The organism is Treponema bryantii (genome assembly GCF_900113965.1).
GTDB classification, from domain to species: Bacteria; Spirochaetota; Spirochaetia; order Treponematales; family Treponemataceae; genus Treponema_D; species Treponema_D bryantii_A.
The window spans coordinates 44,680-58,240 of the sequence record NZ_FORI01000001.1 but is presented as its reverse complement, the minus strand read 5'-3'; the positions used below and the strand labels follow the sequence as shown (position 1 = coordinate 58,240).

Here is a 13,561-nt window from a genome sequence, read left to right as displayed (position 1 = left end):
TGGTTGAGCCTGCGGTCCCTGAGCCTGGTCGAAGGGTCGAAACCATCATTTGATGGAGATTAAATTATGAAAATTATATGTGTAACCGGTGCCTGCGGTGTCGGAAAATCTACGATGCGCGACTTTGTGGGCGAACGTCTCGACGAGAAGCTCTTTGCCTGCATCGATACTGATGAATGCGGAATCAACTGGCATGATTATGCGAACACCGACCATCCGGAAGGATACGCAAATGCTTATCTTGCTGAGGCTGTTCGTCGTGCGGCAGGACGTACTCTCGTGCTTTTCGGCTGTACAAATCCGATGGATTATATCACCAAAAATACAATTCCAGACGAGGTTGAAGCAACTTACTTTGTAACTCTGGTTGCAGATGATGAAGTGATTCGGGAGCGCCTGCTTGCCCGCCCGGCTGAGCGTGGTTTTAATGAAGGCAATATTCCGCCTCACATTGAATACAACCGATGGTTCCGCCGCAACCGTGGCAAGTTTCCGCTGCAGTTGGATACCGGAAAACTGAGCCAGGAAGAAACTGCAGACAGGATTGCAGAGTTTGCAAAGCATCTGTAAACTGAATTGTAAATGTAACTGATAAAAACAATTGCAACATTCTACGTTACAAAAATTCCTCAAAAAGCATATATCAGTTGGTAGATTTGACGCATATCATGTGTAATAATAAAGCTACCAGCTGGAAAGGAATGCTTATGAACTTAGGAAATAATATCTGCTTTTTGAGAAAAAAGAAAAAGCTCACACAGGAACAGTTTGCGGAAATGATGGAAGTAACCCGCCAGACGGTGTCTCGTTGGGAAACTGATGAGGTTGTGCCGGAACTGGACAGACTTTCGCAAATGTGTTCGATTTTTTCCTGCTCTTTGGACGACCTTGTTCGAAAAGATTTGACATCCAAAGACGAAGTGTACTCGCCGGTGGAAATCAGAAAGCTGCCGGCTTTCAGAATGGCCCGCTATGTAATGATTTCTCCATTACCTGAGCAGGATGTTATAAACTATATGATGGCTTGGGGCAAAACAAGCGGACTTCTTGCAGCCTGCTCGGACGCTAAACTTCTTGGCTGGGATTTCCCGTTCGTCTCTCAGGAACAGCAGATGCGGTTCGGACTCCACGGTTATGTTGCGGCCTATGTACTCCCAGATGGTTTTGAAACAAACTGCCCGGGTGTGGAATATGCCACAAACAGCGAAGCAGAATATGCGGTAATCACTGTGACAGATCCACATGCACGTTCGTTTGAAAGAATCCCAGGCGGCTATCAGCGAATTATGGAATATCTTCAGGCTGGCAGCTTCAAAGAAAAATTCCCGGAAAACATCATCCCGTGTTTTGAATATGAATATGATAAAGACGGCGTTCATTACATGGATATTTTTATTTATACAGATAGTGTCGTAAGGGGAAAATAATGAGTTATTCAAATACAAACGAACATTTATACAATGACATCGCTCTATGGGAAAAAACTGATGGACGGGATTTGTTTCTGGAAATGCCGATGGCACCGGAAGTAAAGGACGCTCCCACAGTTCTTGATTTCGGTTATGGCTTTGGCGAAAATCTTTTTGCTTTGAGTAACGCTTATCCCAATGGAAAAATCTATGGAATTGATTGCAGTCCTGTTTGTCAGAAAGAAGTTGGTGAAAAGATTGCAGCGCGGGGGATTAAAAATATCACCTTAATAAACAAAGAAGTTCACAATCTGCAGGATTTTGAAAATGACTCTCTGGATTTAGTTTTGTTGTATGATGCACTTCACGGCGGCGACGGTAAAGGCAAGTACATGCTTTTTGAAGAATCTCATCGAGTTCTCAAAACTGGCGGCTGTCTTTCCATTCTGCCTGTGCACTTGAGCAACTGGCGCGACCGTGAAGGAAAGAAGAAAACTTATTCCTTCAAAATGATAAAAGATGAAATTGAATCCTTTGGTTTTGAATACGCTGGCACCTGCAGCCAGAAAGGTGTTCACTGGGAAAAGTGTCATACGTTGTATTACATCAAAAAAGGAATCATAACCTTTAATATACTTGAGCGAGTTGATGTAATGAATTTTAAGAAAAAAAATAATTATAATAATCGGCTATTTACAGAATTTACCTACAAAACAGTCGGTTTTAGTGATTTTGTAGGTAAATTTTTATCGAACTGTAGTGTTGATTCAATAAAAATACCTACAAAAATGGCAAAATTGTCAGTTTTGTAGGTATTATTTTAAAAAATTTATAGAAATCGATTTGATTTTGTGTTTTTTTTACCTACAAAAAAAGAAAATTTAACATTTTTGTAGGTAAAATCAGAAACTGCCCCATAACAAAATCCATTTATTTACCTACAAAATACATGAAAACCCTAATTTTGTAGGTATTTTTCTTTATCTCGAATATACTTTTACTTACTTGGCTGACAAAATTGAGCAATTTTTGACAAGAGCTTTTTTGAGGTATGATATATAATTATTAAAGGATAAGCTAAAAAATTGCTTCCGCAATTTTTCTTAACGCTTTCCAATCTATCACCGGCCGCCTACCGGGCGGCCTTCCTCAGGAGGCAAGAATATGGAAGACTCTATCTTAAACTGGTTATTGGAAGATTCAAACCCGGAGGTAAAACTCCGAACTCTTAAGGAATATCTGAAGCTTGCAGACAGTGATGAAAAAGTTATCGAATGCAAAAAGCAGCTTCTCGAAAGTAAGACCTACGCGCGCGCTTTAAGCAGACTTCACAAAACAAAGAACTGGGATAAGTACGATGCTATTCTTGCCTTTGCTGAATGGGGACTTACCCGTGCCGATATTGGTAAAGATATTGATGACGAAGTTTTTGGTCTGATTGAAGCTACCGGTTTTAAGATGCTTTGCGGTGAACCTCTTCTCCTGCGAAATCTTGTAAAGCTTGGTTATTATGATGAAGAAATTGTCCGCAACGAAATCAGCACACAGCTTGCGCTCATTCAGGAAGATGGTGGCTTCCGCTGTATCAGCACAAACAAAAAAATCAATGATCCAAAAAAGCCTCACAAAAGCTGCATAAAATATACAATCGAATTTCTTATGCTTGTTGCCGAGCTTCATCTACAGGGAATCAAAACCGAATGTGAAGAAGCCCTCGTTCATTATTTTACAAAGCGCAATATTTTCTACCGCACCGACGACATGAAGACTCCGGTATTCGATGTTATGCTTGGAACCTTCTACACTCCGGATCCAATCAAAATCGGCGCGCAGAATATTGTTTATGCCCTCAAGGCTCTTGGCTGTCTTCTTGATTCAGAAGCAATGAAGGAAGGTATCAGAGTTTTGAATCAGCATAAGCTTGAAAATGGCAGATATGTTTTGACTGATTCAAAAAGTGTTCCCGCATTCAAAGTCGGCGATGTAGGTGTAGAAAATAAATGGATTACACTTTATGCTTATATGACGATGTAAGAAAAGAAGACTACTGGCTGATGGAACTGGTGCTGTAGAATTTAATGACGAAAGATTTTAGTAAGGCAGTAAATTTATTTTCTCTCAAAGATTTCGATTTCCAAGAAGTAGAGGGGCACGAGGGCGGACGTAATCAGATTTTAATTTTCAGTAAGAATGATGAAAAAAAGTTTGTGCTGAGAATTTCTTCAACTGGTGACAGAACTGAAAAGGACTATCTTGCAGAAACAGAGTTTGTGCATTATCTGGCGGAAAACGGTGCTCCTGTTGCTGATGTAATTCCGAGTGTAAACGGCAAACTTGTTGAAGTTGTCGATAATGGAGAGGAACCGATTTTCATCTCACTTTTTGAATATGCGAAAGGAATGCTTTTGTGTGATAACGGATATCGTTACCGAGAAGGCGCGCCGCTTGAAGAATACTTTTACAACACAGGAAAAACTCTCGGCAAAATCCATGAGCTCTCAAAACACTTTGAACCAACAGTAGATCACCGTCGTCCAGACTATTTTGATAAATACAATATGGAATATATAAACAGACTGATTCCAAATACTTATTCAGATTTGAAAAAAGCAATTGCCGCCCGTCTCGAAAAGTTTCAAAAACTACCGACTGATAGTCAAAATTACGGTCTAATTCACTTCGACTACAGCGACGGCAACTATCACATCGACATGACAAACGGCAATATCACAGTTTTTGATTTTGATAACTGTATGTACTGCTGGTATATGTTCGACCTTGCAAATCTCTATCTTCACGGCGAAGGATGGTTCCGCTACGAAAGTGACCCCGAAAAACGAGACGCCGGTATGAAACATTATTTCGACACAATCCTGGAAGGCTACAAATCTGAAACCACAATTTCTGATGAATTCCTGAATCAACTCCCGTTTTTTATAGACATGGTCTTAATAGAAAATATTGTCGACGAATTCGAATGTACCGCCCGTGAAGGAGAAGTTGTAGACTTCGAAGATATTGAAGATGCCGCAACTCATCTGATAAAAACCGTATAATAATTTACAACCTCGGCTCAATCTCCCGCTGAATAAAATCCACGCGATCAAAAATCGTAGGCTTAAAATACGAAGCCACCGCAACAACAATCTTCTTCTCCGGATTAATGTAAATCACATTGCCGCTGTTCCCGATGGCTGCATAGATTCCCTTTTTGCGGCTGATGATCCACCATAGGTATCCATAATCCATTCCGCGGAAATGCTTTCCTTCAACAGTGCGAGGCTCTGTCATCTCCCGAATCCACTTAGACGACACAATCTGCTGCCCGCCAAACATCCCCTTGTTCAAACACAACATCCCAATCTTCGCCATGTCGCTGGCTGACAGACACAGGCCATACCCTGGAGTCCCAAGATTCTGACGGTCACTAAACCACACAGCCTTTTTCGGAGTCTTCTCAATAGTAAACTGTTTATGCTCCTCGGCAGACTTAGCAATATAAACCTCATGCGCAGGAATCCCCAGCGGCCCGAACAAAAGCTTATTCGCATAGTCCACCGTAATCATGCTAGTCGCCTTATAAAGAATCCCAGACAAAATATGAATGCAAACCGAAGAATAACGGAACTCCCCTGTCATCCCCTGACGCCCGCCAAGAAAATCCAGAGAAGTGTAAGTCCAGTTTTCACTCGAGCAAACCTTAGACCATGGGTCGCCCTTACCTTTATACGGAGCCCTCATCGTAAGCAGATCTTTAATCGTCACCTCATAAATAGTCTTCTCACCGCGCTTCACCATATATTCCGGAAAATAATCCAGCACCTTATCGTCTACACTTTTAATCTGCCCTTTATCAATCGCAATGCCAATCAGCAGTGCAAAAACACTCTTAGTCACCGACATTATATGCGCGCAGTCGTCCACTTTGTAGCCGTTCCAGCAGTCCGAGTAAACTTCTTTGCCGCCCTTGTACGCTACCACTTGGCAGATGTTCGGCTGCTCCGTTTCAATCAGTTTGTGTAGTTCGTCTTTGTTCATAATCACTCCCTTTTCTGGAGTATCTATTTTGATTTTTAATTAGTCAATATTGATTTTTAAGCTTTTCATACACGATTTTTTGACAAACCACTCTTTATAACATAAAATTATTATGGATATGAGTGATACAATTAGAACAGTTAGTATTGTGATGCTTTCGGGACTGAGCTTTTTCTGTTTACAGGCTGGCGTATTTTTGTTTTCTGGGCATAAGTTTAAGAATAATAGCCGTAGAACGCTTATTTTATTGCAGTTTATAACGGCGTTATTGCTTGGCTGTGATGCGCTTGCATACGTTTTTCGTGGCAGCGTCAGCGGAATTGGATTCTATATAGTTCGAATAAGTAACTTTCTGGTTTTTGCATTAAATTACTTTTCAACTTTTTTCTTCTGTTTTTATTCTGCAGAGTTTATAAAATCTGATGTCCTTGATTTTAAGGTTCTTTTTAAACCTCGTTCTTCTATAAGAGATGGAGTTCCTGTGCATCTTTATATTGTTTTTTATATTTGTCTGATCGGAATTATCCTAACTATCGTTAGTCAGTTTACAAATCTATATTATTATTTTGATGAAGCAAATAATTATCACAGAAGCAGTTTGTATCCAGTAAGTATTGTGCTTGGACTTTCTCCAGGACTCATTACCTGGGCAATGCTTTTCCAGTCTAAAAAAGTTCTTCAGAAAAATGTTCTGATTTCGCTTACCATCTATCCGCTTTTTCCTATTGTCGGAATTGTTTTAGCTCTGCTGGTTTATGGAATCTCATGGATTGATATCGGTTACGGTATTGGGGCGCTGCATCTTTTTTATTCTTCAATCAAATTGATGGAACTTGAATTTTATTCTGGTAAAGAAACTGGTCCCCGTTTAAGTCCAAACTATAAGCAGGGAACTGTAATTCCAGAAATGAAAAAACGAATTGCAAGAAGCCATGTATGGCAGGTTATCTGTGTAGTTGCCGGCGGAGTTCTTGCAATGCTCATAATTGTTTCTATTACTGGTGTAGTTATGCCAGAGAAGACTATTGTTATAGATCAGCCTTATCAAGAGAACGACAAATCAAAACCTGTCTGTGTAACTTTTATGCGCGATGCTGAAAAGTTCTGGAATGATGATAATGACTTTACCAGACTCGGCGCTCAGTACAACGGAATTATTTACAACAATATGAAGGCTACAGCAATTATCGACTGGACCTTTACAATAGATGTCTGTGATGACTGTGCAATTGATCCGGGACCATGGAATGGTACTTTCTCTATTGAAGATAAACTAATGACCGTTCGTAAGCCGCATGATGAAGACGATGAAAATATTCATGGCGCGAATTATTATCAGGTAAGTGCACTTAAGACTTTGGGATTTGGCTGTATCATGTACACTCCAGCGGAGTTTGATCCTATGCAGTCTAAAATAACTTTCACCTATGACAGTCTTCTTATGCCGATGTCAAATATCTCCTTTGATATCGTTTTGATTCTGGTTGCAGTACTTTTTATTGTTTCGATTACTATTGTTTTCACAGAAGGAAAAATTATCCGAATTGAAGAAGAAAACAGAAAGCTTGAAGATACTGTAAAAGAACGTACAAAGGAACTTCAGGAAGAAAAGAATCGTTCTGAAGAGCTTCTCTTGAACATCCTTCCAGAGGAAGTTGCAAAACGTCTTGCAATGGATAAGAACGCAAGAATTGCTGATAAGATAGACAATGCTTCTGTTCTCTTTGCGGACATCGTTGGCTTCACAAAAATCACAAGTACTCTTGATGCTGATACAATTGTCGGTGCTCTGAATGCCCTTTATTCAAGAATTGATTTACGTGCTAAACGAGAAGGCATTGAGAAAATAAAAACAATTGGTGACTCGTACATGGCAGCTGCCGGCCTCTTTGGAAATGAGCCTGCGGAAAAGAATGCGCTTGCCATCGTTAATTTTGCGCGCGGTATGCTTCAGGATATTGAAGACTTTAATACAACAAGCAATGTAAAACTCTTTATGAGAATTGGTGTGAATAGCGGAAATCTTATTGCCGGCGTTATCGGAAAAACAAAGTTCGTTTATGATATTTGGGGAGACACAGTAAACGTTGCGAGCCGTATGGAAAGCTCAGGCGAAACTTCAAAGATTCATGTTTCAGAAAATACAATGGCGCTTCTGAAAGGTGCTGTTCCTGCAACAGCACCTGTCGAGATGGAAATCAAAGGCAAGGGCATGATGAAAACTTATTTCTTAAGTTAGCTGATTGCAGGCATAAAACTAATCTGAGCCGGAGAGTTCGCTTATTGTAATGCAGACATCCGGCTTTTGATTTTTAACTGCGATTTGAAAATCATCTTCGTAAATAACTTCGCCGGGGAGTTCCGTGCACTTTGAGATATAAAGTTTAAGACCGTACTTTTTTGCCATTGCACGGTAGAAGGTCATCTGGCGGTAAATGTCGTTGCCCTGAGGAGTGTCCTTAAACCAGGTGGTTGCGTGGTCGGGATTTCCCTGCTCGTAAAAGGGTGGCACCGGCAGAACCTTTTCAAAATATTCGCGGTTCTTCCAATATTCAGCGGTCTCTTCTTCGGTGAGAGTTTTTGCATCAACGAGCTTTCCGATTGCGGTAAACAAGCCTCGTGGCTGCTGTGTGATGTAAGCGATGTCTGCAGTGTGGATTCTGTAATAAGTCATTTTTTAATTATAAATTATCTGGTTATTTTCTCAATAAAAATGTTCTTTAATTTTCTTAAACCCAAATTGCGTCACTCAAAACTTTTGAAGCTTTGAGTTCTTCCACACAAACCGCATTGAGTAAGAACCAGGCGCGTTCATCTTCGGTCATTTCTGAAATTTCTTTGCCTTCAATTTTGCGTGAGAGGTTTTGTTCGATATTTTCTATGGCGTCGATTTTACTCTGTATCTCGCTTTTCTTCTGTTCCCATTCAACTTTCTTAGAATAAAGAGAATCAAGAAAGCCCTTTGATTTTATGCCGCCTTCCATAATTTTTTTGATTTCGTTAAGTGAAAAGCCAAGTTCCTGCAGCTCTACAAGTACGTTGAGTTTTTTTACCTGGTCGGCAGAGTAATAACGATAACCGGTTTGTGGGTCAATCTTGTAAGGAACTAAAATACCTTTTTTTTCGTACAGACGCAGAGCCTTTGGGGTTGTTCCAAAAAAGTCTGCAAGTTCACTTATTTTTAATAATTCATCTTTTTCCATTTTTTACTTGACTCTGTCCCTGGGGTAAGGTTTAGCGTTTTGTTATGAACATTATAACACGCACATTTTATAAAGTGAAGTTTATGATTTTTCTGACTTTTGCAGTTGATATAATTTTTCTTGCGGTTACGCTTGTCTGGAATAAATATCTTGCAAATCTGATTGATCTTGTAACTGCGGGGAATGCTGGAATGGACGGAGCAGGCAACTCATCTATTCATGGAATGCTTGTAGAACTTCTGATTATTCTTGCCGCCTTCATTTTTATGAGCGGAGCAAATGCATTTATTTCCGGAGTAACTACAGCCAGAATAAATTATGAGCTAAGACAAAATTATATCGAAAGTATTGCGCGTAATAGTGTTTCGTTTATGAGATCAAAAGAGAGGGCTGTGAGCGGTGGTGAAATGACTTCTGTATTATTAAATGAGTTTAACGCAGTTAGTGTTTTTATTTCCGAAAATCTGTTTTTCATCTTTGATAGTTTTATAAAATTTCTTGGTACCTTCGGGTGGTTTATTTTTTTGAATCCGTTTCTTGCGTTTTCTTCAAACCTGCCTGTCTTTCTGATTATTCTTTATGTGTCTTTTTCGAGTAAGATTTTGAAGAATTATACAATCAAAGCAAATGAAGAAAATGCAAAACTGAATGGCGTTACAGAAAGTCTGATGTCGCTTTTCCCGGTAATCAGATTGTATCAGGCACAAAAATTCATACTGACAAATTACACGAACAGACTTGAGGCATGGGAAAAACTGAACATCTCCATGGAAAAAAAGAAAGCACTTTTGATGTCAATTTCTGCAGTGATGACATGCATACCCTTGCTGCTTTTAGTTTTGATTGGCGGCAATCTGGTTATCAAAGACAAGATGACAGTGGGCAAACTTTATATTTTTATAAATCTTTCGGGGAACGTTTCTGGCATTCTGATGAACATGCCGTCCTTTATAATGCAGTTCCGAATCTTTGCAGGGAACCTTCAGAAAATCAACAGAGCAGGAGAAGACCAATGATTCAAATCGAAAATCTTACATATTCTTATGATCAAAAAACTGTACTTAAAAATCTGAACCTTACAATTCCTGATAGAATGAAAATCGGAATAATCGGTGAGAGCGGTTCCGGTAAGACAACTTTAATCAAACTGATTTCCGGCCTTTACGAAGTTCAGCAGGGACAAATTATTGCAGAGGGAAAAATGTCTGTGGTGATGCAGGGGAACAAACTCTTTCCATTTACCATCAGAGAGAATATCACCTGCGGCCATGAAATCTCAGAAAATCAGATTTGGGAAGCGGTTAGAATTGCTCAGCTTGAAGAATGGGTAAAATCTATCCCAGATGGTATAGATACTTTTACAGGCGTACGTGGGGATAATGTTTCTGGCGGACAGGCACAAAGAATCTGCATTGCAAGAGCAATTGCACAGAATCCTCAGATTTTGATTTTAGATGAAGCAACCTCAGCTCTGGACATGGAAACTTCAGCCCATCTTATTGAGGCTCTGCAGAACTGGTGGAAAGAGCGTACAGTAATTTCCATTGCGCATAGAAAAGAAGCTCTTGATTTCTGCGACAAAATTTACCGGCTGGAGGAAGGCGTTTTATGCTGAAAAAAATTGAAATCAAAAAACAGTATTTGCAGCTGCTTGCTTTACGACTTCCTTTCGAGGCCGTCCGAAATCTCATAAATGCGCTTTTCCTAAAACAGGCTTTTGAAGCAATCGAGGGGTTGGATTTTGTGAGGCTTGGTGTTGTGTGCGGACTTTTTCTGGTGGCAAATTTATTGCTGTTCACTTATAACGGAACCGTGTGGCGTTTTTTTGCAGCTTTTTATGCAGGGCTTCAAAAGAAATTAAAGTTGTATATTTTCAATAAGCTTCTTGCAAAACCAATCGAAGAGATTGATAAACTTGCTTCAGGCGATGTCCTTTTGCGGATAAATCAGGATGCACAGATGACCGCCGCAATTTATGGCGAGCCCTGGAATCTTGTGTTTCTTGTGAATGGAATTGCAAATCTTATTTTGTCTGCAATCTTATTCTGCGTTTTTGATTTGAAATTATTTCTGATTGTGCTTGCTTTTGTGATTCCTCATATTCTGATTATAACCTGGATTGTCTCGCCGCTCTTGAAGTCCGTTCAGAATAAAATACAAAAAGCTTCCGCAGAATTAACCGACATGTATGAGTCTTTCGTAAATCTGGCCGATACAGTTTTTCTGTATGACTGTTCTGATTTTTTTCTGAAGAAAATAAAAATCAAAAATCTGGAATTAAAACTGCTCTTCATAAAAAAGGCTTTATACAAAGCGATTGAGCATGCTGTTATGCCGCTCTTTGGAATAATGGGATATCTTGTTCTCATGTTCCTTGGAGCAGAGAAAATCAATGCAGGAATAATTACACTCGGCTCTCTGCTTTATGCGTTTCAGCTCCGTGGCGGTGTTATTATGGCAGCAAACATGATTGCTACCAGCATTACGACAATTTCTGTAAATAAAGCGGGATTAAAGAGATTGGAAGAGTTGTGAAGATTTCTTCCTTATCAGCTTCAAAATACAGAAGTAATCTTATCTGGATTCTGTAAGTCCGGACTGTTTTGCGAAGTCCAGCATATTAGTCCTTCCTGCAGCAGAACATGCCGTATTCTTTTGGAACTGACAAAACGCCTTCGACCATCTGCTTTGTAAGAAGGTCATGAATTTCTTTTTTCGGTACGGTGCTCAGTGTAGTCATACTGGAAAGTGAATAAATGTATTCAACCAGATCATCAATTTCTGTTACAGCGAGTGAATCTTCGTAGTTCAATCTTTGGACATTAGAAAAGAAGGGGGCAAGAAGTTCTTTTCCATTTTGAAGTGTGAAGTTTTTATTTACATTATCTTCAACACCATAAGCGCCTAAAGTTTTGGAAAGATATTCTATAATTCCGTGTTCTCCAAAAGTTGCGCAGTAAAAAGCGCTGCCTGTTTTTAGAACTCTGCAAACTTCCGAAAGTCCGCGAGCCATATCCGGCACATGATAAAGCATCATATTTGCAATTACTACATCAAAACTTTCGTCTTCAAAAGGAATATCCTGAATATCAATTATCTGATATTCAACATTGGCATTGGACCCGATATTGGTCTTTGCGTTTTCAAGCATTCCTTCAGAAAAATCAGAAAGCACAAGTTTAGAACAGGTTTTTATCAAATCCTCATGACCTTTCCACATATCGCCTGTACCGCAGCCGAGCTCCAGCACCTTCATGCCCTCTGTAATTTTATAATTCGAAAAAATCCAGTTTCCAAACCCCATCTTATTTGTTGAATATTTCTGATGAATTGAAATGCGCGTATTTAAATTGCTCGCGTTGGCATACTGTTCTTTTACATTTTTTTGATTATTGATTGTACTCATTTTTCTATCCTGTTTGATATTCCCCAGCAGCGGATTTCATCCAAACCAAGAGTTTCGATTGCTTCTTCAATTTCTTCTGCTGTGCCGGTTTCTCCAACATGCATGCGTTTTAGAACGCCGTATTTTTCTGCAATTCTGTACAACGGGATATAATCAGAAAAAGGTTTATAGCCTTCACCGCAGCAGACATCAATTGATTTGAAATATCCAGAGCTGAAATACTCTTCTGCCTTCGCAAGTTTTGATTCTATATCTGCATAAGATTGATAAGCAAGTTCCGGCTCATACACCGCATCCGGACAATATTTTTTATGCAGCGAATCATAATAATCACAAAAGTTTTTCAAGCTGCCGTAATCTTCAATATCGGTTTCAGAAAAGCTTGGCGCAAAACGTGCAAGGTGATTTCTTTCTGCTTCGGCAAAACAACCTTCGCGACGATAATCAGTCTGATTGCTGTCGTGGGCGCGGCAATAATCTCTGATATTATTTACATACCAGTCCTGCATTCCCAAAAGCCCGTCAAAAACTGCAGGCGGTTTTGCAAAGGTGTGATTCATTTTTTCAGAAAGCCACTCAACACGGCAGCCACGTCCCAGATGATTATGAACATCGCTCTTTGGAATTGAAAGCAGAGTTTGAGTATCATGATTTTTTAGTGCGTTTATAAAATCGCTTGAAAATTTATCTGTCATAGTTTTGTTGATGTGATCTCTGGCTGCATGATTTATCTATATTATTATCGGATTCATTAGTTTGCGGGAAGAAAATGAAATTGTATTTCAACGGATTTATAAATCCAAGTTTTTCTGAAAGTTTCATTGATGCAAGGTTTTCAACATCGCAAGCCCAGATAGGTTTTAGGCCTCTTTTCTCAACTTCTTCCAGAGTTTTGATACAGACTGCAAATGCAAAACCTTTGCGCTGTTTATCATCATCAGTGATAATTCCAAGTTCTGTATATCCGCGGGCAGTAAAGGTTGCTTCGCTTTCACTACAGATTTCGCCATTTTCGATTGCATAAAATCCGAAAGCAATTTTCAGGAAGTTCTCTTTTGAACCGTAAACACGCTCATGAAATTCCTTCCACGGAACCTTTTTGTATAATTCGCTGTCGAATGGTTTTATTTCAACGTCTCTAGGTTTCTGCTCAATAGCTTTTCTTTGAGTATATTCGTGTCGAGGAATCACAGTTCCCAATTCTGCCAGCGGAAACTTTGAATCTCTCTCAGGAGTCCAGACTACCTGAATCCATGCGTGTTTAATTATTTCTCGTAAGGTCTCTTCAATCCATTCAAAATCTGCGGCGTCACTAATATAAACCCAGCTCATATCAAGCTGACAGATTGCTTTAGTCGGCGCATTAATATCATCAACAAAAGTCTTACCCGGCAATATTCCATCAAAATAACACCACAGCGCAGAAGTGTTCGGCTGCCTGTTTTTGAACAGCGGAAAAATCAAAGCTTTCTTTTCTTCAGGTAACTGGGTAAGCATAAGCCCTC

At 39.6% G+C, this 13,561-nt stretch carries 15 protein-coding genes; 9 read left to right on the top strand and 6 right to left on the bottom strand.

The window, feature by feature from the left end; translation table 11 throughout:
* Positions 1-66 precede the first annotated feature (66 nt).
* The 5 genes from BM161_RS00290 (at position 67) to BM161_RS00270 (ending at position 4,465) form a co-directional block, all read left to right on the top strand.
* The gene (locus BM161_RS00290; RefSeq protein WP_074929624.1) at positions 67-570 is read left to right on the top strand and encodes an AAA family ATPase; all 504 of its coding nucleotides are present in this window, start codon (positions 67-69) and stop codon (positions 568-570) included.
* A 98-nt stretch (positions 571-668) separates the two neighbouring features.
* On the top strand, positions 669-1,427 hold the full coding sequence (locus BM161_RS00285; protein WP_083425608.1) for a helix-turn-helix domain-containing protein: 759 nt from the start codon (positions 669-671) through the stop codon (positions 1,425-1,427).
* Positions 1,427-2,221, top strand: a complete 795-nt coding sequence (locus BM161_RS00280) for a class I SAM-dependent methyltransferase (protein WP_074929623.1) — start codon at positions 1,427-1,429, stop codon at positions 2,219-2,221. The genes BM161_RS00285 and BM161_RS00280 overlap by 1 nt, the downstream gene beginning before the upstream one ends.
* A 352-nt stretch (positions 2,222-2,573) precedes the next feature.
* A complete protein-coding gene (locus BM161_RS00275; RefSeq protein WP_074929622.1) occupies positions 2,574-3,443 on the top strand; it encodes a hypothetical protein in 870 nt (289 codons plus the stop codon).
* A gap of 44 nt (positions 3,444-3,487) precedes the next feature.
* Complete coding sequence (locus BM161_RS00270; RefSeq protein ID WP_074929621.1) at positions 3,488-4,465, top strand: phosphotransferase enzyme family protein; 978 nt, start codon at positions 3,488-3,490, stop codon at positions 4,463-4,465.
* Between the two features lie 4 nt (positions 4,466-4,469).
* Here the strand turns inward: BM161_RS00270 and BM161_RS00265 are convergent, their stop codons facing one another.
* Positions 4,470-5,447, bottom strand: a complete 978-nt coding sequence (locus tag BM161_RS00265) for a serine hydrolase domain-containing protein (RefSeq protein ID WP_074929620.1) — start codon at positions 5,445-5,447, stop codon at positions 4,470-4,472.
* A gap of 118 nt (positions 5,448-5,565) precedes the next feature.
* Here BM161_RS00265 and BM161_RS00260 point away from each other — a divergent pair, with 118 nt between their 5' ends.
* Complete coding sequence (locus BM161_RS00260) at positions 5,566-7,686, top strand: adenylate/guanylate cyclase domain-containing protein (protein WP_177206177.1); 2,121 nt, start codon at positions 5,566-5,568, stop codon at positions 7,684-7,686.
* A gap of 18 nt (positions 7,687-7,704) precedes the next feature.
* On the opposite strand, the gene BM161_RS00255 is transcribed toward BM161_RS00260, so the two are convergent.
* Complete coding sequence (locus BM161_RS00255; RefSeq protein ID WP_074929618.1) at positions 7,705-8,121, bottom strand: hypothetical protein; 417 nt, start codon at positions 8,119-8,121, stop codon at positions 7,705-7,707.
* 55 nt (positions 8,122-8,176) lie between these two features.
* Positions 8,177-8,650, bottom strand: coding sequence for a MerR family transcriptional regulator (locus BM161_RS00250; RefSeq protein ID WP_074929617.1), 474 nt, complete (start codon positions 8,648-8,650; stop codon positions 8,177-8,179).
* 83 nt (positions 8,651-8,733) lie between these two features.
* On the opposite strand from BM161_RS00250, the gene BM161_RS00245 reads away from it, so the two are divergent.
* From BM161_RS00245 to BM161_RS00235, 3 genes are read left to right on the top strand one after another with little or no spacing between them, the layout of a single operon-like run.
* Positions 8,734-9,666 carry an ABC transporter transmembrane domain-containing protein gene (locus BM161_RS00245; protein WP_074929616.1) on the top strand — a complete coding sequence of 311 codons (933 nt, stop codon included), beginning with the start codon at positions 8,734-8,736 and terminating at the stop codon, positions 9,664-9,666.
* Complete coding sequence (locus tag BM161_RS00240) at positions 9,663-10,265, top strand: ATP-binding cassette domain-containing protein (protein ID WP_074929615.1); 603 nt, start codon at positions 9,663-9,665, stop codon at positions 10,263-10,265. Before BM161_RS00245 ends, BM161_RS00240 begins: the two co-directional genes overlap by 4 nt.
* The gene (locus BM161_RS00235) at positions 10,259-11,185 is read left to right on the top strand and encodes an ABC transporter transmembrane domain-containing protein (protein ID WP_074929614.1); all 927 of its coding nucleotides are present in this window, start codon (positions 10,259-10,261) and stop codon (positions 11,183-11,185) included. The genes BM161_RS00240 and BM161_RS00235 overlap by 7 nt, the downstream gene beginning before the upstream one ends.
* Before the next feature lie 85 nt (positions 11,186-11,270).
* Here BM161_RS00235 and BM161_RS00230 read toward each other — a convergent pair whose 3' ends face one another.
* From BM161_RS00230 to BM161_RS00220, 3 genes are read right to left on the bottom strand one after another with little or no spacing between them, the layout of a single operon-like run.
* Positions 11,271-12,056, bottom strand: a complete 786-nt coding sequence (locus tag BM161_RS00230) for a class I SAM-dependent methyltransferase (RefSeq protein ID WP_074929613.1) — start codon at positions 12,054-12,056, stop codon at positions 11,271-11,273.
* Entirely contained in the window at positions 12,053-12,751 is a 699-nt protein-coding gene (locus tag BM161_RS00225) for an amidohydrolase family protein (protein WP_074929612.1), read from the bottom strand. The genes BM161_RS00230 and BM161_RS00225 overlap by 4 nt, the downstream gene beginning before the upstream one ends.
* Positions 12,741-13,553: a GNAT family N-acetyltransferase gene (locus BM161_RS00220; protein WP_074929611.1), complete on the bottom strand. Its 813-nt coding sequence runs from the start codon at positions 13,551-13,553 to the stop codon at positions 12,741-12,743. Before BM161_RS00220 ends, BM161_RS00225 begins: the two co-directional genes overlap by 11 nt.
* Between the last annotated feature and the right edge of the window lie 8 nt (positions 13,554-13,561).